Below are 19,661 nucleotides of genomic sequence, written 5' to 3' on the forward strand. Positions count from 1 at the left end.
CGCGGGGAGGCGAGCAGGGATGAGCGGGAGTCAGAAGATCACTGCCTCGCACCGGTCGAGGCTGGCGTTGATCTATGTGCGGCAGTCGACGCTGCTGCAGGTCAGGGAGAACACCGAGTCGACGGCCCGTCAGTACGCGCTGGCCGACCGGGCTCGGGAGCTGGGATGGGCCGCCTGCGATATCACCGTCGTGGATGCGGACTTGGGGACCTCGGGCCGGTTTTCCGGCACCCGGGTCGGCTTCCAGCAGCTGGTGGCCCGGGTCTGCCTCGGCGAGGTCGGGGCTGTGCTTGGCCTGGAGGTGTCCCGGCTGGCCCGGTCCTCGGCCGAGTTCGGCCGGCTCCTGGAGTTCGCCCGGCTCACCGACACCCTCCTGATCGACAGCGATGGTGTCTATGACCTGGGAGATTTCAACGATCGTCTGGTGCTCGGCCTGAAGTCCACGATGAGCGAGGCCGAACTGCACATCCTGGCGGGACGCTTGCAGGGAGCCCGCAAGGCCGCCGCCGAGCGCGGTGACCTGCGTCTGCCGCTGCCCGTCGGCCTGCTCCACGACAGTGACGGACACATCGTCATCGACCCGGACGAGGAAGTACGAACAGCGGTCGCCGACGTGTTCTCCCTCTTCGACCAGCATGGTTCCGCTCTCGGTGTGGTGCGGGCGTTTGCCGGGCGGCGCTTCCCGCGCCGGGATACCGGTGTCTGGGAGGGGCGCCTGGGCTGGGGACGGCTCACCCATGGCCGGGCCGTCGCCGTACTGAAGAACCCCGCTTATGCCGGTGCCTACGCCTATGGTCGTGACAGGAGCGTGCGTCGCGTCCGGCCCGACGGCACGGTGACCACGTCGGTCACCGGCCGCCCCCGTGACCAGTGGCCAGTCCTGATCACCGAGCATCACGAGGGGTATATCTCCTGGCCGCGCTATCTGCAGATCGAGGCGAAGCTGGCCGCGAACTGCACCAACACCGGAGCCCGGCCGCCGCGCGAGGGCCCGCCGCTGTGCCAGGGCATCATCTTCTGCGGCTCGTGCGGCTTCCCGATGAACACCAGTTACCGGCGCGCGGACAACACCGCGGACTACGTGTGCACCCGGGCCCGCAGCGACGCAGTCCTCGCCCCCGGCTGTCACACCATCGCCGCCGCGGCCGTCGACCCGCAGGTCGCAGGGCTGCTGCTGGACGCGCTGACCCCCGAGCACGTCCAGCTCGCCCTGGCCGCCGCCGACCAGGTCCACCACCGTCACCAGCGCTCCCACCGGGCCGCCGAACTCGCTGTCGAACGCGCCCGTTACGAAGCCGACCGTGCCGAGCGCTCCTTCGCTCAGGTCGAGCCGGAGAACCGGATGGTCGCCCGGTCACTGGAAACCCGATGGGAGGCGAAACTCACCGTCCTCGCCCAGGCCGAGACCGCACTGGCGGACCTGATCGCAGCCGAGCCGGCCGTGCCCGAACCTGGCAGCCTGCAACAACTCGCCCACGACCTACCGGCCTTGTGGGACGCGCCGACCACCACGGCCAGAGACCGAAAGCGCCTGCTGAGGACCCTGATCGCGGATGTCACCGTGCGACATGTCGACGACGCTCGCGCACACATCGGCGTCCGCTGGCACACCGGCGCGACCGACGAGATCGCCTGTGACCGGCGCACCAACCGCAACCCGACGGCCGCCGTGCTGATCGTCCGCGAACTGCTGGACACCTGCAGCGACGCTGCCATCGCCGAACACCTCAACACACTCGGCTTCACCACCGGCAAGTCCCGTCCCTTCACCGTCGCCTCGATCCGGCACATCCGCCAGCAGCACGCGATCGGCTCCAAACGCAACGACCCCACCGAACCTGGAGAGATCACGGTGCCGCAGGTCGCCCGCATCCTGCACATCCACGAGTCCGCGATCTATCCCTGGCTCCGCAGCGGCGAGATGACCGCCCGCCAGGGACGTCACCGCCGCTGGTGCATCCCGTGGAACGACGAGACCGAGGCGTACTGGCGCACCCGCGTCCAGACCTCTTCGCACCTCACGCGCACAAACCCCAACTACGAGACAGGGCAGGCAGTATGAAGCCGACTTCCCAGAGCCGCACGATCGCCGGGTACTTCCTTCCCCAGGCTTCGCCGAACTCCAGGAAGCGTTCCATCGCGGCGTCCTCGGTCGGTGCGGTGTAGACGGGCTTGAGCGCCTTCGCGATCTTCTCCCAGTCCTGCCTGGCCGCGTAGCGGAAGCTGTTCCGCAGAAGGTGAACCACGCACGTTTGCACGATCGTCGCAGGCCAGACCGTGTTGACGGCATCGGGAAGGCCAGTCAGTCCGTCGCAGACCAGCATCAGCACATCACGCACTCCGCGGTTCTTGATCTCGGTGAGGACCTGCAGCCAGTACTTCGCCCCCTCGCCGCCGTCGCCGACCCACAGGCCCAGGATGTCCCGGTGTCCGTCCGCCGTCACCGCCAAGGCCATGTATACGGGCCGGTTGGCGACCTGGCCGTCCCTGATCTTCACGTTCACGCAGTCGATGAAGACGACCGGATACACGCTGTCCAGGGGACGGCTCTGCCATTCGGCCATGCCGGCCATCACACTGTCGGTGATCGTGGAGATGGTGCTTTTGGACACCTCCGTGCCGTAGACCTCGGCCAGGTGGGCGGAGATCTCGCCGTGGGTGAGGCCCAGCCCTTCGCGGACAGCGACAGGATCATTTCGTCGACCCCGCCCAGGCGCCGTTGCCGCTTCCTCACCAACTGAGGCTCGAACGTACCCGCCCGGTCCCGCGGCACCGTGATCTCCACCGGGCCGACCTCGGTGGACACCGTCTTGCTCCGGTGCCCGTTGCGGTAATTCTCCCGCCCGCCCGCGGCCCGTTCGCCAGGCTCGTGTCCGAGATGGTCGGTCAGCTCGCCCTCCAGCGCCGATTCCAGCACCTTGCGTGTCAGCTCCGCCAGCAGACCGCCCTCACCGGTCAGCTTCACTCCGCCGGCCTCGGCCCGGGCCACCAACTCAGCAACCAGACCGTCATCAACAGCATCCACGGCGGCCTCCCCGGCCTTGATCTCACTTGTCACGTCAGTCATCAACTGTCGCTTCCAGCTCGGGAGTTACACCGGTCACCGTACAGACCCGGCCGGACGTGAGAGAGCGTCCGCAGGTAGGCGGTGCTCCCGGGAAAGCCGGAGAGGACCGGAGTCGGCTTCGAAAGCGGCCGGCCGCCGGTCGACCCCTGCCTCTGCTCGGGGCACATGCAGAGGCGGGGGCAGGTCCACAGTTCAGTTCTTCTTAAAGACGCTGACGGCCAGGGTGCCAGCGGTGTTGCCAGTGGCGGTGACCGCACCGTTGGTGTCGAGAACCTTCGTCCAGCTGCCGACGGGCAGATTCACGCTGTACGCACTGTTGGTGGGGTTGTACACCACGACGGTGTCGTAGCTGGTGGGGGCGGCGGCGTTCGAGCTGATCGCGGAGGTGACCACCTGACCGTTGACGGTGGTGCTGACCTGGTCGCTGATCGCATCCCAGGAGGGCAGGCGCAGGGCGGGGGTGGACTTCCGCAGGGCGATGGCGTCCTTGTAGTAGGTGAAGATCGCGGCGTTGACGGTCTTCTCGCCCCATTGGATGGCGTTGACGCTGTCTCCGGCCTCGTAGGAGTTCTTGGCCGTTTCGTAGTCGCCGTTGACGACCTTGGAGTGGAGGAACTCGTCGCCTTCGTGGATGAAGGGGATGCCCTGGGAGGTGAGGATCATGCCGGTGCCGAAGCGGTCCATCTGGCCGGCGCGTCCGGTGGCGCCTCCGGTGACGCCGGAGTAGGTGATCTTGTCCCAGAGGTTGAGGTCGTCGTGGGCGGAGACGTAGTTGATGCTCTGTTCGGGGTCGTAGGCGAAGGCCGGGCTCCAGGGGTCGGCGAGCGGGCTGGTGCTCTTCACCGCGAGGGGTGAGCCTCGCATGCCGGTGGCGACGGCGGCTGCGTTGGAGGCGGAGCCGCCCATGTAGCCGAGGTTCTGGTCGCGGGTGCCGCCCTTGATGGTGTCGCGGTAGGCGCCGTTGAAGACTCCGACATGCCCGCCGGCGAGGGCGGGGACAGTGCCGTAGCGGACCTTCTGGGATTCGAGAGGGTCACTGACGCCGCCGCTCCAGGGTTCGCCGTGGATCTGCAGCATGCGGTCGGGGAAGGTGGACTGGAGGTGCTTGGCCCAGTTGTCGACGTTCTTGTACTGGTGGACGCCGAGGAGGTCGAAGCGGAAGCCGTCGATGTTGTAGTTCTTCACCCAGTGTTCGAGGCTGTCGCGGATCATGCGGCTGACCATCGGGTTGCCGTCGTCGATTGAGTTGCCGGTTCCGGAGAGGTCGGTCTGGTGGTAGTACTTGCCGCTGATGTTCTGGAAGACGTCTTTGTTGGCGGTGTGGTTGTAGACGACGTCCATGAGGACGCGTATGCCGTTCTTGTGGTACTCGTTGACCATGTCCTTGAACTCGCGGATGCGGTCTTCGGGTGCGCTGAACTGGGAGAACTGCTCTTCGGGGACGTTGAAGTTGAGGGGGTCGTAGCCCCAGTTCGGCACGGTGCTGTTGAAGTCGAAGGACGGCAGGAGCTGGACGTGGGTGACGCCGAGTTCCTTGAGGTGGTCGATGCCGGTCCTGGCCCCGTTATGGGTGGTGCCGCCCTGGACGAGGCCGAGGAACTTGCCGCGTTTGGTGCTGTCCACGCCGGAGCTGGCGTCGATGGTGAAGTTGCGCACGCTCATCTCGTAGACGACCGCGTCTTCGCGTTTGGTCAGCGCCGGGGTGGGTGCCCAGGAGCCGCCGGTGGGTTTGACGGCGCCCGCGTCGAGGACGATGCCTTCGGTGGTGCCGGGCTTGGCCATTGCGGCGTAGGGGTCGCGGACGGTGTTGTTGCCGACGCGGAACTGGTACGCCTTGTTCTTCAGGTCCCCGGAGACGAGGGCCTGGTAGACGCCGGTGTAGCCGGACAGGGTCACGGGGGTGAGGGTGTGGCTCGTGCCGTCGACGGTGACGGTGGCCTGGGAGCTGTCGGGGGACCAGATGCGGAAGGTCGTCCTGGCCGGGGTGTAGAGGGCGCCGAGGGTGCCGTCGGCGGGCGCGGGTTCGTTGCCGCCGGGTTCGGTCTCGACGCTCAGGAGGTGTGAGGTGCTGTTGTAGCTGAATTTCGTGGTGGCTCCGGTGCGCGGCACGGTGAAGCTGATGTTGCCGCCGGTGGGGCTGCCGCCCTGCCCGTAGCTCTCGTCCCAGGACTGGCCGATGGCTGTCTTCACCTGATGGGTGCCCGCCGGTATGGCGGTGGTCGTCCAGGTGTAGGTGCCGTCGGCGTCGATGTCCTGGAGCCAGGACTTGAGGCAGTCCGAAGCCCAGTCGGCGGCGCAGCCGATCTCCGACTGGAAGGTGCCCCCGACGGTGACGATCTTGCTGGTGATGTCGTCGGTGATCCAGTGGGTGACGGGGTCGTAGACGAAGGTGACCTTCTTCCCGCCGGCGGGGACGGTCAGGGGGATGTCGGCGCCGTAGGACTGGGCCTTGGCTCCGTAGTTCTCCGTCCAGCTCTTGTTGATCGCCGCCTTGTAGGCGTAGGTGCCCGCCGGGAGGGTGTAGGACTTGGACCAGGCGCCTGATCCGTCGGTGCGGGCGGTGAGCTGAGCTTGGGAGCAGTCGGGGGACCAGTCTCCCGGGCAGCCGATCTCGCTGTTGAACGTGCCGGGGACGGAGACCGCGGTCGGGGCCGCGGCCTGAGCCGGAGCGCTGAGGGCGGGGACGAGAGCGAGGCTGATGGCTCCGGTGGTGAGGACCGCGGACACGGTGCGGGCTCTGCGGTGCCGGGGTGGGTGCGAGGTGCCGTGCATGGAGGTGCCTCCTCGAAGGGGGCCGCTCCGACCGCCGTCTTCGAGGGCCGTGAGCGGGTGGGGCGGCGCCGGTTGATCGTCGGCGGCGCGGCCGTGCGGCAAGGCAGTTGGCTGCCGGCTTCGGTGCGCGTGTCCTTCGGGGGAGTCGGGGACACCGCTCTTAACCTGTTTGCTAACTCAATTTAATAATATGTGTGGCGGAGGGCGTCAAGACTTCGCACAGGAGATTCCCGTGACGGAAGTAGGCCGCGTGCACAGGGTGGTTGGGCATGCACGTGCGGCCCGGCAGGGCAGCGGTGGGTCGCTGTCCTGCCGGGCTGGGTGGTCTGTGCCGGGCGCTTGGTTACCGCTCGACGAACACGGCGACCGTGTGCGCGGGGACGGTGAACGTGCCGCTGCCGGTGCGGAACGTGGACTGCTTGACGACTGCGTCGCTGCCCTGCGCCAGGACCGGGTGCAGCACCTGTCGGCTGCCCGTCAGGTCCTTCAGGGTCTGCTTCTGTGCTTGCGGAGTGGCGTTGTAGACGACCGTGACGGACCTGTAGGTGTCGAGCCCGCGGCCGTTCAGGTGCTGGGTGATGACTCCGGGGGTTTCGTCCGGCGTGCCGGAGAGCGGGAAGCTCAGGCGCTTCTGCACGGAGGCTGCGGTGCCGAGCGCGAACAGCGGCGTGGACTTCTTGATCTTCAGGAGTTGCTGGAACTGAACAGCGGTGTCACCGATCTCGCCGCACCCCGGGATCAGGGACGCCGCGGCCAGCAAGGGCTTGGCGTAGTCCCACTGGGCGCGGTTGGACTCGGCGAGCGGCAGGCCGTGGCCGAAGCCGTTGCCGGCGCGGCAGTCCCACTGGATGGCGTTGAACCAGTCGCCGCTGTCGTAGGAGTTGCCGTCCAGCGACTTGGAGCGCAGCAGGTCGGTGCCGCCCTGGGCCATGCTCGGGCTCTGCGAGAGGGTGCTCATCGCCAGGGCCAGGGTCTGGGCACGGGCGCGGGCCTCCGGTGTGGTGCCGGTCGGGAGCTTGTAGGCCAGCGCGTCGTACAGGGCCAGGTTGTCGTGGGCCTCGACGTAGTTGACGGCCTCACCGGGGGACGTTGTGTATCCGGCCGGGTGGCCGTGGTAGTCGAGCTCGGCTCCTGTGCGCCGGGTGCCGTCGTTGGTGGTGAAGGAGTAGGCGGCGAGGTTGCCGGTCAGCCCGATCTTCACCAGGTCCATGTCCTTCAGCAGCCGTGCCTTCTGCTGGGCAGGGGTGCCGTTGACGTCGGCGCCGTTGGGGTCGGTGAACAGGCCGCTGGCGAAGCCCTGGCGGCGGGGGTCGGCATCCGAGATTCCGCCGCCGCGGACACCGTCGCGCAGCCGGTCGTTGAAGGTGCCGATGCCGGTGCCGGCCATGTTCTCCTGGGTGGCCTGGACGAAGCGGGCGTCGTCGGCGACCACCCCGTAGTTCCATCCCTCCCCGTACAGGGCGATGTTCTTGCCGTCGATGCCGTCGCGGCGGGAGGTGAGGTCGGCCAGGGCGTCGTCGACGTCGAGCATGGTCTGCTTCGGGTCGAGGCCCATCAGGTCGAAGCGGAAGCCGTCGATGCGGTACTGCTTCGCCCAGGTGGTGACCGAGTCGACGACGAGCTTGTTCATCATCGCGTGCTCGGGGGCAGTGTCGGCGCAGCAGCTGTCGCGGGTGACGGTGCCGGCGGCGTCCAGGCGATGGTAGTAGCCGGGGACGATCCGGTCCAGAACTGAGGCGGGGTCCTGTCCGGCGGCGGCAGTGTGGTTGTAGACGACGTCCATGACGACCCGCAGACCGGCGTCGTGGAGCCGCTGGACCATCCGCCGGAACTCCACGGTGCGCGAGGCACCGTTCGGGTCGGTGGCGTAAGAACCCTCGGGCACGGTGAAGTGGAACGGGTTGTAGCCCCAGTTGTAGGCGTCGGTGGCCTGGGTACCGGCCACGCACGCCTGCTGCGCCTCGGAGTCCGGAGCCATCGAGGACAGGTCACACGCGGGGGTGGCGTGGTCGGCGCGCCTTTCGGCGGTCCCAGCGAAGTCGAAGGCAGGCAGGAGTTGTACGGAGGTGACGCCGGAGCCCGCCAGTTCCTTCAGGTGCTTGAACCCGGCCGACTTCGGGTGGGTGAGGGCACTGTAGGTGCCGCGCTCGGCGGCAGGAACCTGCTCGTCGGCGGCTGAGAAGTCGCGAAGGTGGATCTCCTGGATCTGCTGCTGACCAGGGGCGATCGCCTTGGGCGAGCGGTTGTTCTCCCATCCGCGCGGCGCGGTCGCGGGGTCGTCGAGGTCGATGATCTCGCTGAGCCGGGAGTCGGCGGACAGGGAGAGCGAGTACGGATCGGTGACGCGGTTGGTGACCGTCTTCAGGACGGCGGGCGCCCAGACCTTCACGGCGAACCGGTAATACGTGTTCTTCCAGTTCTTCTCTCCGCGGACCGACCAGACGCCGGTTCGGGGGTCGAGCTTCATCCCCACGAGACGCGGCTCGGTGGACGTTGCCGTGTCGTACAGCTCGGCGCTGACGCTCTTCGCGGTGGGCGCCCATACCGACAGTGTCGGCTTGTCGCCCTGGAATACGGGCCCGAGGCCGGCCTTCTTCGCCGCGGCGGCGTAGAGGTCGTCGAGCACGCCGGGAGTCTGGAGGCCCGTCGCGGTGCGCAGAGTGCCATCAGGGTCGAGGGCGGCGACGGCAACCTGGCCCTTGAGGAGACCGGGCGCCTGGGCGGCCCAGGAGTGCGGCAGCCGCAACGCTCCGAGCTTCGCCAGGTGGGGGTACTTCTTTTTCAGTGCGGTGGGCAGTCCTGCCGGGTCGCGGGTCAGCGGGATGACGGTTCCGCCGGTGATGCCGGTGCCGCCCGCCGCGAGGCCACCATCGGGGGCGGCGGCGAGTTGGTAGGTCCCGGCGGCTGGATCGTCGCCGAGGTCCCAGGCGATCAGGTCGTCGGTGAGCCAGTGTGCGGCCCGGGGGGCGAGGCTGGGCTTGGGGTCGCCCGCGTAGACGTTGAGGACCGGCGAGGAGGCGGTGTGGCTGAACGTCGTCTTCGCACCGTCGGCGACCACGGTGAACGAGGTCTCCGTGCCGGTGGGTGCGCCGGGCAGACCCAGGGCGGCACGGGCCTTGTAGGTCCCGGCGGGCAGGGCGGCGGTGGTGAACGTACTCGTGCCGTCGCCGTCGGGGTCGGTGAGCCAGGAGGCCAGGCAGTCGGTGTCCCCGTCCGTCGTGCAGCCCAGTTCGCTCTGGAAGTCGCCGACAGCGGTGACCAGGATGCTGCTGACCGAATCGGTGACCCAGTGGGTGACCGGGTCGTAGACGAAGGTCACGTCCGCGCCGCCGGCCGCAATGGTCAGCGGGACGTTCGCACCGCCCTGGACCGCGTTGAGCCCGTAGTTGACGGCCCAGCTCCTGTCGAGCGCGGCCTTGTAGGAGTACGAGCCCGCTTTGACGCGGGTGGTGAGGGACCACGCCCCGTCGGCGCGGCGCACCATCTGGGCCTGGTCGCAGTCCGGTGCCCAGTCGCCGGCGCAGCCGAGCTGGGTGTCGAAGTCGGAGGCGATGGCGACGGCGGCGGGCGGTGCTTCCGCGGCGAATGCCGGGGGGAGGCCGGCGGTGCAGGTGAGGACGAGTGCGGTGACGGTGAGCTGGGGTATCAGCCGTCGGCCGGAACTGGGCGCGCGGAGGGGTCTACGAAGCATGGAGACCTCGATGTCTCGTCGGCGGGACGGGAGCCGTCCCGGGAAAACTCGTAGGGTGCGGCGGAGAATGGCGAAGGCGCGGGTGGGCCGTCCGGCCGGTTCAGCGGGACGTCCACCAGGCGGTGGTGTCAGCCGGCAGGATCGTCTCGGTGTCCCTCACGGCGAGCGGGGAGCTGGAGAGCAGCAGCTCCCCCGGGACGGTGAGACGAATCGGTCCACCGGTGGTGTTGGCGGTGCAGGTGAAGACCGATCCGTCGGGGGTGCGGCGCTCGAAGACGAGCGCTCCCTCGGAGCTGTCCAGCCAGCGCAGGTTGTCGGCTCCGCCAAGGGCGGGGTGGGTGCGCCGTACAGCCAGGGCTGCACGGTAGAACTCCAGTGTGGAGGTGGGGTCGCCGGTCTGCGCCTCGATGCTGAGCCCTGCCCACTCGGCGGGCTGGGGCAGCCAGCTCGGCCCGCCGGTCACCGCGCCGAAGCCGTAGGGAGCCTGGGTGCCGGACCACGGGATGGGGACACGGCAGCCGTCGCGGAAGCCGTCCTGGCCCTCGGCCCGGAAGTAGGAGGGGTCCTGCCGGGCCTCGTCGGGCAGGTCGGTGACGTCGGGCAGGCCGAGCTCCTCCCCCTGGTAGATATAGGCGGAGCCGGGCAGGGCGAGCATGAGGAGAGTGGCGGCGCGGGCACGCCGCAGTCCCAGTACGCGGTCGCCGGCTTCGCGGAGCTGGGTGCCTAGGCCGGGCGGGTTGGCGAAGCGGGTGACGTGCCGGGTGACGTCGTGGTTGGACAGGACCCAGGTGGGCGGGGCGCCGACATGGCGCACGGTGGTGAGAGTCTCGTCGATGACCTGCCGCAGGGGACCTGCTTCCCAGGAGGTGGCCAGGTACTGGAAGTTGAACGCCTGGTGCAGTTCGTCGGAGCGCACGTAGTTCGCGGTGCGCTCAAGGGTGGGGGCCCACGCCTCCGCGACGCCGATGCGGTCCCCGTCGTACTCCTCGAGGATGGCGCGCCAGTGGCGGTAGATCTCGTGCACGCCGTCCTGGTCGAAGCACGGCCCGGCGCCGCTGTCCAACAGGTGCAGCCGGTCATGGACGCCGAGGTCGGGCAGGCCAGGGGCTTTGACCAGGCCGTGGGCGACGTCGATGCGGAAGCCGTCGACACCCAGGTCGAGCCAGAACCGCAGGATCGAGGCGAACTCGTCATGGACGGCCCGATGGTCCCAGTTGAAGTCCGGCTGCTGAGGGGCAAAGAGGTGGAGGAACCACTGCCCCGGGGTCCCGTCGGGGTTCTTGGTGCGAGTCCAGGCCGACCCACCGAAGACCGACTCCCAGTCGTTGGGCGGCTGTTCGCCGCCTAATGGGAGCTACGGAACCGGGGAATGCTCGGTTCCGTAGCCGCCAGCAGGTGAGCACTATCGCCGCCGGAGCCGTTCGAGCTCTGGGGTCAGACCGTGCCCCTGATGGTCGGCCGGGAGGCCAGACCGCTGATGGGGTGGCGTGCCCGCCCGTCAGGGCGTGAGCACTAGATCCATTAGGCCGCGCGCCGTGCCTTCCGCAGGCTGCACCGTCTTGTCAAGTACGTGACTGGGGAGGGTCTGTTGCTGCTGATCGGTGACGACTGGGCCGAGGATCACCACGATGTCGAACTTCAGGACGAGACCGGCCGAAGGCTGGCCGCCGCGAACCTGCCCGAGGGGGTGGCCGGCATCGCCAGACTGCACGAACTCATCGCCCGCCACGGCGGCCAGGATCTGGAACCGGAAGAGGTGGTGATCGGGATCGAAACCGACCGCGGTTCGTGGGTGCAGGCCCTGATCGCCTCCGGCTACCAGGTCTATGCGATCAACCCGCGCCAGGTCGTCCGTTTCAAGGAGCGGTACGCCTCCTCCGGGGCCAAGAGCGACAAGGGCGACGCCCATGCGCTGGCCGATATGGTCCGCATCGACCGGGCCCAGCTGCGGCCGGTGGCCGGGGACAGCGAGGCGGCCCAGGCCGTCAAGGTCGTCGCCCGCGCCCACCAGACCCTGATCTGGGAACGCACCCGCACCTTCCACAGGTTGCGCACCGCGCTGCGTGAGTACTTCCCCGCCGCCCTGAACGCCTACGCGGATCTGACGCTGACCAGCACTGACGCGCTGGAACTGTTGATCAAGGCGCCCACTCCGGCAGTGGCGGCGAAACTGACCCGTACCCAGATCGCCGCCGTTCTGGCCCGCCACCGCCGGCACAACCGCGACGCGAAGGCGGCCGGCATCCGCACCGCTCTGCGTGAACCGCAGCTCGGCCTGCCCGAGCCGGTCACCGCCGCCTACGCGGCCACCACCGAGGCCCACGCACGGCTGCTGATCGCGCTGAACGAGCAGATCGCCGCGATGGAAGCGCAGGTGAAGGCGCATTTTCTGGCGCACCCGGACGCTGAGATCTACCTCTCGATGCCCGGCATCGCAGAGATCACCGGCGCCCGGGTGCTCGCCGAGTTCGGAGACGACCCCACCCGCTACGACAGCGCGAAAGCCCGCAAGAACTACGCCGGCACCAGCCCGATCACCCGGGCCTCCGGCAAAAGCCACCACGTCCAGGCCCGCTACGTCCGCAACAACCGCCTCGCCGACGCCCTCCAGACCCAGGCGTTCTCCGCCCTGCGTGCCTCACCCGGAGTCCGCAAGTACTACGACAAGCAACGCGCCCGCGAAGTCGGCTACAACCCCGCCCTCCGCCAGGTCGGCAACCGCCTCGTCGGCATCCTCCACGGCTGCCTCAAAACCCGCACCCACTACGACGAAGCAACCGCCTGGTCCCACCACGCCCACCCCCATGCCGCTTGACACCAAACGACATGGGGTGTCTGACCCCAGACCGTCACGGAAGTGGAAGCGTTCGCGCAGGCGGGATCCCGGACCTTCCCGCAGGGCTTGCTGGAACCAGGCATGTTCGTCCGAGCAGTGATTGGGGACCAGGTCGACGATGATGCGCAGGCCCAGCTCGTGGGCGTCCTCGATGGGAGTGTCATGAATCAGGTGTGGGTCTCCCCGAAGGAGTGAGCCTGATGAGTACGACGACTGATCACCTGATCGAGGGCGTCGACGGCGTGTCACTTGCCGAGGTCGGCGATGGCGCTCAGGGTGCCGACGTGAAGTCGATGCCGGTATCGCACAACGGTCTGTCCAGCGAGCTGCTGGAGGAGCTGGCCGCGCTCGCGGCCGAGAAGGTCCGCGGCGGGGGACTGCGGCTGATGGGCGAGGGCGGCCTGTTGCCGGAGCTGGCCCAGCACCTGATGCAGTCCGCTCTGGAAGCCGAGATGGACGAGCATCTGGCCGTGGAGGCCGGCCGGGTCGGTGGACGCGGGTCGCGCTCGGGTGGCAACACCCGTAACGGGTACCGGGCCAAGAAGGTGATGACGGAGGTCGGTGCTGTCACGGTGCAGGTCCCCAGAGACCGGCTGGGTACCTTCCAGCCCCGGATGCTGCCCAAGTACGCCCGCCGCACCGGCGCGTTGGACGACCTGGTGCTCTCGCTGACCGCGAAGGGACTGACCTCCGGTGAAATCGTCTCCCATCTCGCCCAGACGTACGGGATGACGACGACAAAGGAGACCATCTCCACGATCACCGACAAGGCCCTGGAATCGATGGCAGAGTGGCGCACGAGGCCGCTGGACTCGGTCTACCCGGTCATCTTCATCGACGCCGTGCACGTGAAGATCCGGGACGGCTCTGTCGCCAACCGGCCCATCTACGTGGCCGTCGCGGTCACCGCCGACGGCTATCGCGAGATCCTCGGGCTGTGGGCCGGGGACGGCGGCGAGGGCGCCAAATACTGGCAGACGGTGCTGACCGAGATCAAGAACAGAGGCGTCCGTGACGTGCTGATGCTGGTCTGCGACGGGCTCAGCGCCCTGCCTGACGCAGTGAACGCAGTCTGGCCCCAGACCGTGGTCCAGACCTGCGTGGTGCACCTCCTGCGTGCCAGCCTGCGTTATGCCTCGCGCCGCGACTGGGCCGAAGTCGCCCGCGACCTCAAGCCCGTCTACACCGCCGTCAACGAGGACGAGGCCCGGACACGGCTGACGGACTTCGACGACAAGTGGGGCAAGCGCTACCCCTCGATCGCCGGGACCTGGGAGCGGGCCTGGAGCGAGTTCGTGCCCTTCCTCGGCCTTCCCGACGCCATCCGGCAGGTCGTCTACACCACCAACGCGATCGAGTCCCTCAACGCCCGCTACCGGCGCGCGGCCCAGGCCTGCGGACACTTCCCCAACGAGACCGCCGCCCTCAAGCGCCTCTACCTCGCCACCCTCGCCCTGGACCCCACCGGCCGCGGCCGCCAGCGCTGGAACAACCGCTGGAAGTCGGCGTTGAACGAGTTCGACGTCCTCTTCGACGGCCGCCTCACCGCCGGACGGGTGTAGACCGAACAGCCCACCGAAAAACCTGTAGGCCAAACAGACGAACCACACCTGAATCCTGATAGACCCTCCTCGATCAGGGCGGCGGCGTCTTTCAGGGTGCCGAAGGCCGGGTCGACGACCCGGTAGTCGGCGACGTCGTATCCGGCGTCGGCCTGGGGGGAGGCGTAGAAGGGGGAGAGCCATACCGCGTCCACGCCGAGCGAGCGGAGGTAGGGCAGCCGGCTGCGGACGCCGGGGAGGTCGCCCATGCCGTCGCCGTCGGCGTCGGCGAAGCTGCGCGGGTAGACCTGGTAGATCACTGCCTCGCGCCACCAGTCGGCGCTGGGAGCGGGCGGTGCGGCCGGGACGAGGTGGTGGGCGAGCAGGTTCTGGGGCATGGAGCGGGGTCCTCACGACGGTGGCGCGCGGCGCGCCGACGGCAGGCAGGGCTTCGCTGCGGAGCAGGGCCACGGGGTGCGCGGGGCGCGGGCTGGGGACGGCGGTGGGTCAGCCTTTGGTGCCGCCGGCGGTGAGGCCGGTGACGAGGTGTTTCTGGGCGACGTAGAAGACCAGGCCGGCGGGGATGGCGATGAGCACGGAGGTCGCGGCCATGTAGTTCCACTGGGAGTTGAACTGGCTGATGTAGGACTGGAGCCCCACCGCGAGGGTGTAGTTGCCTTCCGAAAGCATGAACTTGGAGGCGAAGGCGACTTCGCCCCAGGCGGTGATGAAGGTGTAGAACGCGGCGACCGCGAGGCCGGGCCGGGCCAGCGGCAGGATGAGGCGCCAGAACGTCCCGAAGGGGGTCAGGCCGTCGATGCGTCCTGCTTCGTCAATCTCGACGGGAATGGTGTCGAAATAGCCCTTGAGCAGCCAGGCGCAGTACGGAACAGCGGTGGAGCAGTAGATCAGGACCAGGCCGCCGTAGGTGTCGAGCAGGCCGATGCTGCCCATGATCTTGTAGAGCGGCACCATCAGGACGGCGACCGGGAACATCTGGGTGAGCAGGAAGGTGTACATCAGCGACCCCCGGCCCAGGAACTTCATCCGGGAGACGGCATAGCCGGCGCTGGCGGCGATCAGCACGCCGATGAGCATGGTCCCGAAGGCGACGACCAGTGAGTTGAGCATCCAGGTGCTGAACCCGGTGTCCTGGAGCACGTGTTCGTAGTTGGACAGGGTCAGGTTGTCCAGGATGCGGCCGGGGTGCTGGTAGTCGTTCTTGTCCGGGCCGAGCGAGATGTAGAAGATCCACAGGACCGGGAAGACGGCGATGAACGCGGCGACAGTCAGGAAGGCGTGGAGCGAGGCGGAGACGGAGCGGCGGCGGTGACTGCGCGGGCGGCTCGCGGCGGGCGCACGGTCCGTCTCGGGCAGGTGGGCGGCCGGAGGGGTGGTCGCGGTGGTGGTCATGCCAGGACCCCTTGGTCGTTGCGCTTGAGCCAGCGTCGGTAGACGCTCGTGAAGACGACGAGGATGGACAGGCACAGGATGCCGACGGTCGCCGAGCCGGCGTAGTCCTGGGGCTGCTGGCCGAAGAAGAGCCGGTAGGCGTAGGTGACGAGGATTTGGACGCTGTCGCTGTTCCCGCCGAACAGCAGGAAGATCACGTTGAACTGGTTGAACGTCCAGATGACACCGAGCAGGATCACCGTGCTGCTGACGGGCCGGAGCCCGGGCAGGATGACGTGGACGAAGCGCTGCCAGGGGGTGGCGCCGTCCATCTCCGCTGCCTCGTGCAGTTCGCGGGGGATGGCCTGCAGCCCGCCGAGCATGGAGATCATCATGAACGGCACCCCGCACCAGATGTTCACGCCGATCGCGGCGAACTTTTGCGCCAGTGGATCGCTCAGCCAGGACGGCCCGGGCAGGCCGACCAGGCCCAGGAGCTGGTTGACGACGCCGTCGTCGGCCAGTATCAGACGCCAGCCGAAGATGGTCACGAACGTGGGCACGGCCCACGGCAGGATGAGGAGCAGCCGGTAGAGGCTGCGCGCCCGCAGGTCGCGGTTGAGCGTGATGGCGAGGGCCAGGCCGATGGCGTAGGTCAGGGCGACGCAGGCCACGGTCCAGACGATCGTCCACACCAGGTGCGGCCAGAACTGGTTGTTGGCTCCGGTGAGAACCTCGGCGTAGTTCTTCAGACCGACCCAGGAGAAGGTGTCGGGGATGTGGTTGACGCCGATGGTGCGGCCGACGTTCTGGCTCGTGGCGTCGGTGAAGGTGAGGTAGATCCCCTGCACCAGCGGGTAGGCGACGACAGCACTCAGGACGAGGACCACGGGTACGCACATGGCCCAGGCGTACCAACGCTGGTCGTAGGAGTTCTTGACGCGGCCGAGCGGGCCGGAACCGGGTCCGGTAGCGCGGTGGCGGCGGTCTGGGCGGGCAGGCTTGCCCTCGACGACGGCGGTCATCTGACACCTCGGGAACAGGGAGAGGAAGAGAGACGTCGGGCGGTCCGCCCCGCACCCGGCGGGGCGGACCTCAAGCCCTAGCCGGTGACTTCGCACATGGGGCTTTAGGTCTCCAGCCAGCGGGGCCGGGTTTCGTCGATGCCGAGGAGTTCGAGTAGGTGTGCTTGGACTCCTCGGCTGATGAGGATGACGGGTGGGTCGGTGGCGGTGCCGGGGCGGAGCATGAGGCCGTCGAGGTGGTAGAGGATCATGCGGCCGGTGGGTCGGACCTTGCGGTTGTCGGGGTAGAGGCCGGCCATGGTCTGCTCGGGGCCCAGGGCCTGGCGGACCTGGCGTTCGATCAGGCAGTAGACCAGCAGGGCCAGGCAGATCACGGTGATCAAGGCCGTGATGCGGCGGTTGTGCTCCAGGAACAGCGGCGCGACGGCCAGGGGGCCTTTGAACTCGCCGTAGCGGCGTTCGACCACTCCCTGGCCTTTGTAGCGCCGGAAGACCTCGGCCGTGTCGGCCTGCTCCGGAGTCAGAGCGGTGACCAGGGAGTACCAGCCGTCGGCGGCGGCTTCGGCGGCCAGGACGTCCTCGTCGAAGTGCCAGGCCAGAGTGGGTTTCCCGTCGGGGCCGGCGGTGACGGTGGTACGCAGGCAGCTGGCGACCCGGCGGGACTTGGTGATCACCCCGATCCGGGCCTGGACCTTCTCGGCGGTGGTGTAGTACCGGCCGCCGGCCGAGTTTTGCAGTTTCTCCAGATCCTCGGTGGCTCTGGCCAGACGCTTGGCGCGTGCTTTGCGCTGGCCCTCCGCGTTGCCGGTGGAGTGGACCAGGATCCGGCGCAGGTGGTGGACCGGGTCGCGCTTGCGTGGTCCTGCCATGGCGTGGACGTCTTCCAGGACCCGGTAGGACTCGCGCTGGTCGGCGGGGGTCTCCCGCTCGCGGTCGCGGTCGTTGACGTAGTCGACCAGCTCGGCGGCCCCGAGGTCGGCAGTGGCGTAGAAGCCGGCTTTGACCTGGGCCGCGGGTATGGGGGCGACGAATCCGACCCGGGCGTCAAGCAGGGCGGTGACATTCGGGTAGGACACCAGTTTGGAGTCCGCGACGAGCAGGAAGTCCTTGCGGTCGGCGATCTTCCGCAGGGCCTTCATCGCGCCGACGACCTGGGCGACCTCGCCCGCTCCGCCGTCGTAGGCACGGTGGAAGACGGGGATGCCACCGTCGCGGGTGACGGCCAGCCCGGCCTGGACCTGCTTCAGGTCGACCCGCCGGTCCTTGGGGTGACCGTATCTGACTTGCGCGTACTCCTCTTCCTGGTCCGGGTAGGCGCCGAACATGGAGATCGACGTCATGTCCCAGTGGATCTGAGCGGTATCGATGCCGAACTCCGCGATGGCCTGCGCGCCGACCGAGCCGGTGATCTCCTCCAGGTGCGGGGCGATCGCGTCCAGAGCGCGGGCGATACGGTCGTCGTTGAGCAGGTCCGGCTCGATGCCGAAGACCTCCTCGACAGCCCACTTCCGCGCCCAGTCCTCCACCCGCACCATCGAGGTCGGCGAGGACAGCCGGTTGGCGATCAGCGCCTCGACGACCTGCCCGTGCGTCAGATGAGCCACCTCACGGACAGGACACAGCTCGTCGATGATCCCGGCCACGTCCAGCCGGCGCAGAAACTCGGCAGAGGCAGGCAGAGCACCCAGACGCCTCTCCACCACAGGCGCCAACTCCACCGACATGCGGGGGCGCTGGACCCGGGAACGACACGAACGAGATATCGGCACGTCCAGAACAACGACCCGCACTTATCGAAGTACCGGCCAACTCATCAGTTCATCCGATTCAGCTATGTGCGGAGGATCGGCCTAGCTGACGCTGTAGTCAGACAGGAGCTTCTTCGCCTCTGCGGCGGCCTTGTCCAGGCCGCCTCCGGTGCTCTCCTGACCGGAGAGGATCTTGATCAGCTGGGTTTCCAGCGGGGTGTACAGCGAGCTGTACTCCGGCAGGGCCAGGCGCGGCTGACCGCTGGAGAGGACCTTCTGGTAGCCGGCGATGCCCGGGTTGGCCGTGACTTCGGCGGTGTAGGCGTCGCCGCGGGTGGGCAGGGTGCCGTTCTTCACCGCGACCTGGCTCTGCGACTTCGCGGAGGTCATGAAGGCGATGAACTTGCTCGACGCCTCCTGGTGCGCGGCGTCCGAGCCCGCGTAGGCGACGAGGTTGTGGCCGCCCAGCGGCGCGCCCGCTTCACCGGTGCTGCCGGCCGGGACGGGAGCGATGCCGAGATTGTTCTTGTCGGCGAACGCCGAGCCCTTGAAGACGTTGGCGTTCTCCCACGGGCCCTGGATGATGGAGGCGACCTTGCCGCTGCTGAAGGCGTCCATGATGTTGGGGTAGGCGTTGCTGGTGGTGTCCAGCTTTCGCGAGCCCTTCGCCGTTACCAGGTCCTTGAGGGTGTCGATGCCCTTGACCGAGGCCGGAGAGTTCAGGGTGATCTTCTTCGCTCCGGGGTCCACCATGTCGATGCCCTCGCCGTAGAGGAACGGCATGGCGTAGTAGCCCTGGGGGTTGAAGGCGAAACCGTCGACGCCGGTCTTGTCCTTGACCTTGGCGATGTCGCTCTTCCACTGAGCCCAGGTGGCCGGCGCCTTCGTGATACCGGCCTCGGTGAACAGGTCCTTGTTGTACATCATCGCCAGGGTGTCGGTGACCTGCGGGATGCCGTAGAGCTTGCCCTCGTACTTTCCCTGCTCGATCAGGCCGGGCTCGAAGGCGGCGACGTCCTTGCCCGCCGCGGTGTCGTCGAGCGGGGCGAGGTAGCCGGACTTCGCGAAGCCCGGGGTCCAGCCGACGTCGGCGCGCAGCACCTCGGGGGCGCCCTTGCTGCCCGCGGCCGTCTGGAACTTCGTCTGCGCGTCACCGAAGGGCACGCTGACATAGGTGACCTTGATGCCTGGGTTCGCCTTCTCGAACTCCTTGACCAGGGCCTTGTAGGTGGGACCCTCGTTGGTGGCGTCCGAGGTGTCCCACCACGTGATGGTCACCGGGCCGGAGGCGTCCCCGGTCTCGGATTCGCCGCCGGAGCAGGCGCTTACACAGATGGTGATGGCCGATATCAGGGCGGCTGCGGCGATGCCACGGCGCATGAGGACTCCTCGGTGGAAAGGCTGATCCGACAACGGCGGACCCGGTACTGCGGCCGGTGGCGGGGAAGAAGCCGGCAGCGGTAGGCGGATGCACCTCCAGCACGTCCGTGCGCTGGAGGCCGGGCCGCAGACATGCTTCCTCACCAGGGGAGGGGCTGGATGGGCCTCGTATTCCGGTGGGGCGAGAACCTCGCGGGCTCTCGTTCCGC

General features: G+C 68.2%; 9 protein-coding genes and 4 pseudogenes. 3 read left to right on the forward strand and 10 right to left on the reverse strand.

The window, feature by feature from the left end; genetic code table 11:
• Nucleotides 1–19 precede the first annotated feature (19 nt).
• Nucleotides 20–2,062: a recombinase family protein gene (locus ACLLJJ_RS32875; protein WP_434597914.1), complete on the forward strand. Its 2,043-nt coding sequence runs from the start codon at nucleotides 20–22 to the stop codon at nucleotides 2,060–2,062.
• Nucleotides 2,063–2,069: 7 nt separating this feature from the next.
• Here ACLLJJ_RS32875 and ACLLJJ_RS32880 read toward each other — a convergent pair.
• The 4 genes and pseudogenes from ACLLJJ_RS32880 to ACLLJJ_RS32895 all read right to left on the reverse strand — a co-directional run.
• Nucleotides 2,070–3,067, reverse strand: a pseudogene (locus ACLLJJ_RS32880) (IS256 family transposase); the annotation flags it as partial.
• Nucleotides 3,068–3,259: 192 nt separating this feature from the next.
• The gene (locus tag ACLLJJ_RS32885; protein WP_434597916.1) at nucleotides 3,260–5,839 is read right to left on the reverse strand and encodes a pullulanase X25 domain-containing protein; all 2,580 of its coding nucleotides are present in this window, start codon (nucleotides 5,837–5,839) and stop codon (nucleotides 3,260–3,262) included.
• Nucleotides 5,840–6,182: 343 nt separating this feature from the next.
• Nucleotides 6,183–9,530 carry a pullulanase-type alpha-1,6-glucosidase gene (pulA, locus tag ACLLJJ_RS32890; RefSeq protein WP_434597918.1) on the reverse strand — a complete coding sequence of 1,116 codons (3,348 nt, stop codon included), beginning with the start codon at nucleotides 9,528–9,530 and terminating at the stop codon, nucleotides 6,183–6,185.
• 100 nt (nucleotides 9,531–9,630) lie between these two features.
• A pseudogene (locus tag ACLLJJ_RS32895) lies at nucleotides 9,631–10,872 on the reverse strand (alpha-amylase family glycosyl hydrolase); the annotation flags it as partial.
• 246 nt (nucleotides 10,873–11,118) lie between these two features.
• On the opposite strand from ACLLJJ_RS32895, the gene ACLLJJ_RS32900 reads away from it, so the two are divergent.
• The gene (locus ACLLJJ_RS32900) at nucleotides 11,119–12,345 is read left to right on the forward strand and encodes an IS110 family transposase (RefSeq protein ID WP_434600586.1); all 1,227 of its coding nucleotides are present in this window, start codon (nucleotides 11,119–11,121) and stop codon (nucleotides 12,343–12,345) included.
• Nucleotides 12,346–12,363: 18 nt separating this feature from the next.
• Here ACLLJJ_RS32900 and ACLLJJ_RS32905 read toward each other — a convergent pair.
• Nucleotides 12,364–12,528, reverse strand: a pseudogene (locus ACLLJJ_RS32905) (alpha-amylase family glycosyl hydrolase); the annotation flags it as partial.
• A gap of 131 nt (nucleotides 12,529–12,659) precedes the next feature.
• Between ACLLJJ_RS32905 and ACLLJJ_RS32910 the strand changes: the two are divergent.
• Nucleotides 12,660–13,928, forward strand: coding sequence for an IS256 family transposase (locus ACLLJJ_RS32910; RefSeq protein WP_434600248.1), 1,269 nt, complete (start codon nucleotides 12,660–12,662; stop codon nucleotides 13,926–13,928).
• Between the two features lie 65 nt (nucleotides 13,929–13,993).
• Here ACLLJJ_RS32910 and ACLLJJ_RS32915 read toward each other — a convergent pair.
• The 5 genes and pseudogenes from ACLLJJ_RS32915 to ACLLJJ_RS32935 all read right to left on the reverse strand — a co-directional run.
• Nucleotides 13,994–14,305: pseudogene (locus tag ACLLJJ_RS32915) on the reverse strand (alpha-amylase family glycosyl hydrolase); the annotation flags it as partial.
• Nucleotides 14,306–14,414: 109 nt separating this feature from the next.
• The gene (locus ACLLJJ_RS32920) at nucleotides 14,415–15,320 is read right to left on the reverse strand and encodes a sugar ABC transporter permease (RefSeq protein ID WP_434597920.1); all 906 of its coding nucleotides are present in this window, start codon (nucleotides 15,318–15,320) and stop codon (nucleotides 14,415–14,417) included.
• Nucleotides 15,317–16,324 carry a carbohydrate ABC transporter permease gene (locus tag ACLLJJ_RS32925; RefSeq protein WP_434597922.1) on the reverse strand — a complete coding sequence of 336 codons (1,008 nt, stop codon included), beginning with the start codon at nucleotides 16,322–16,324 and terminating at the stop codon, nucleotides 15,317–15,319. The genes ACLLJJ_RS32920 and ACLLJJ_RS32925 overlap by 4 nt, the downstream gene beginning before the upstream one ends.
• 104 nt (nucleotides 16,325–16,428) lie before the next feature.
• Nucleotides 16,429–18,048, reverse strand: coding sequence for an IS1634 family transposase (locus ACLLJJ_RS32930; RefSeq protein WP_434588209.1), 1,620 nt, complete (start codon nucleotides 18,046–18,048; stop codon nucleotides 16,429–16,431).
• A 126-nt stretch (nucleotides 18,049–18,174) separates the two neighbouring features.
• Nucleotides 18,175–19,452, reverse strand: coding sequence for an extracellular solute-binding protein (locus ACLLJJ_RS32935; RefSeq protein WP_434597924.1), 1,278 nt, complete (start codon nucleotides 19,450–19,452; stop codon nucleotides 18,175–18,177).
• Nucleotides 19,453–19,661: the final 209 nt, after the last annotated feature.

The sequence above is a fragment of the Streptomyces sp. A5-4 genome, from assembly GCF_051131715.1.
Taxonomy (GTDB): domain Bacteria; phylum Actinomycetota; class Actinomycetes; order Streptomycetales; family Streptomycetaceae; genus Streptomyces.

Bases quoted from the DNA above. Each gene is read 5' to 3' on its own strand.
- ACLLJJ_RS32875 (WP_434597914.1), top strand. From the start codon at position 20: ATGAGCGGGAGTCAGAAGATCACTGCCTCGCACCGGTCGAGGCTGGCG.
- ACLLJJ_RS32885 (WP_434597916.1), bottom strand. From the start codon at position 5,839: ATGCACGGCACCTCGCACCCACCCCGGCACCGCAGAGCCCGCACCGTG.
- pulA (WP_434597918.1), bottom strand. From the start codon at position 9,530: ATGCTTCGTAGACCCCTCCGCGCGCCCAGTTCCGGCCGACGGCTGATA.
- ACLLJJ_RS32910 (WP_434600248.1), top strand. From the start codon at position 12,660: ATGCCGGTATCGCACAACGGTCTGTCCAGCGAGCTGCTGGAGGAGCTG.
- ACLLJJ_RS32920 (WP_434597920.1), bottom strand. From the start codon at position 15,320: ATGACCACCACCGCGACCACCCCTCCGGCCGCCCACCTGCCCGAGACG.
- ACLLJJ_RS32925 (WP_434597922.1), bottom strand. From the start codon at position 16,324: ATGACCGCCGTCGTCGAGGGCAAGCCTGCCCGCCCAGACCGCCGCCAC.
- ACLLJJ_RS32930 (WP_434588209.1), bottom strand. From the start codon at position 18,048: ATGTCGGTGGAGTTGGCGCCTGTGGTGGAGAGGCGTCTGGGTGCTCTG.
- ACLLJJ_RS32935 (WP_434597924.1), bottom strand. From the start codon at position 19,452: ATGCGCCGTGGCATCGCCGCAGCCGCCCTGATATCGGCCATCACCATC.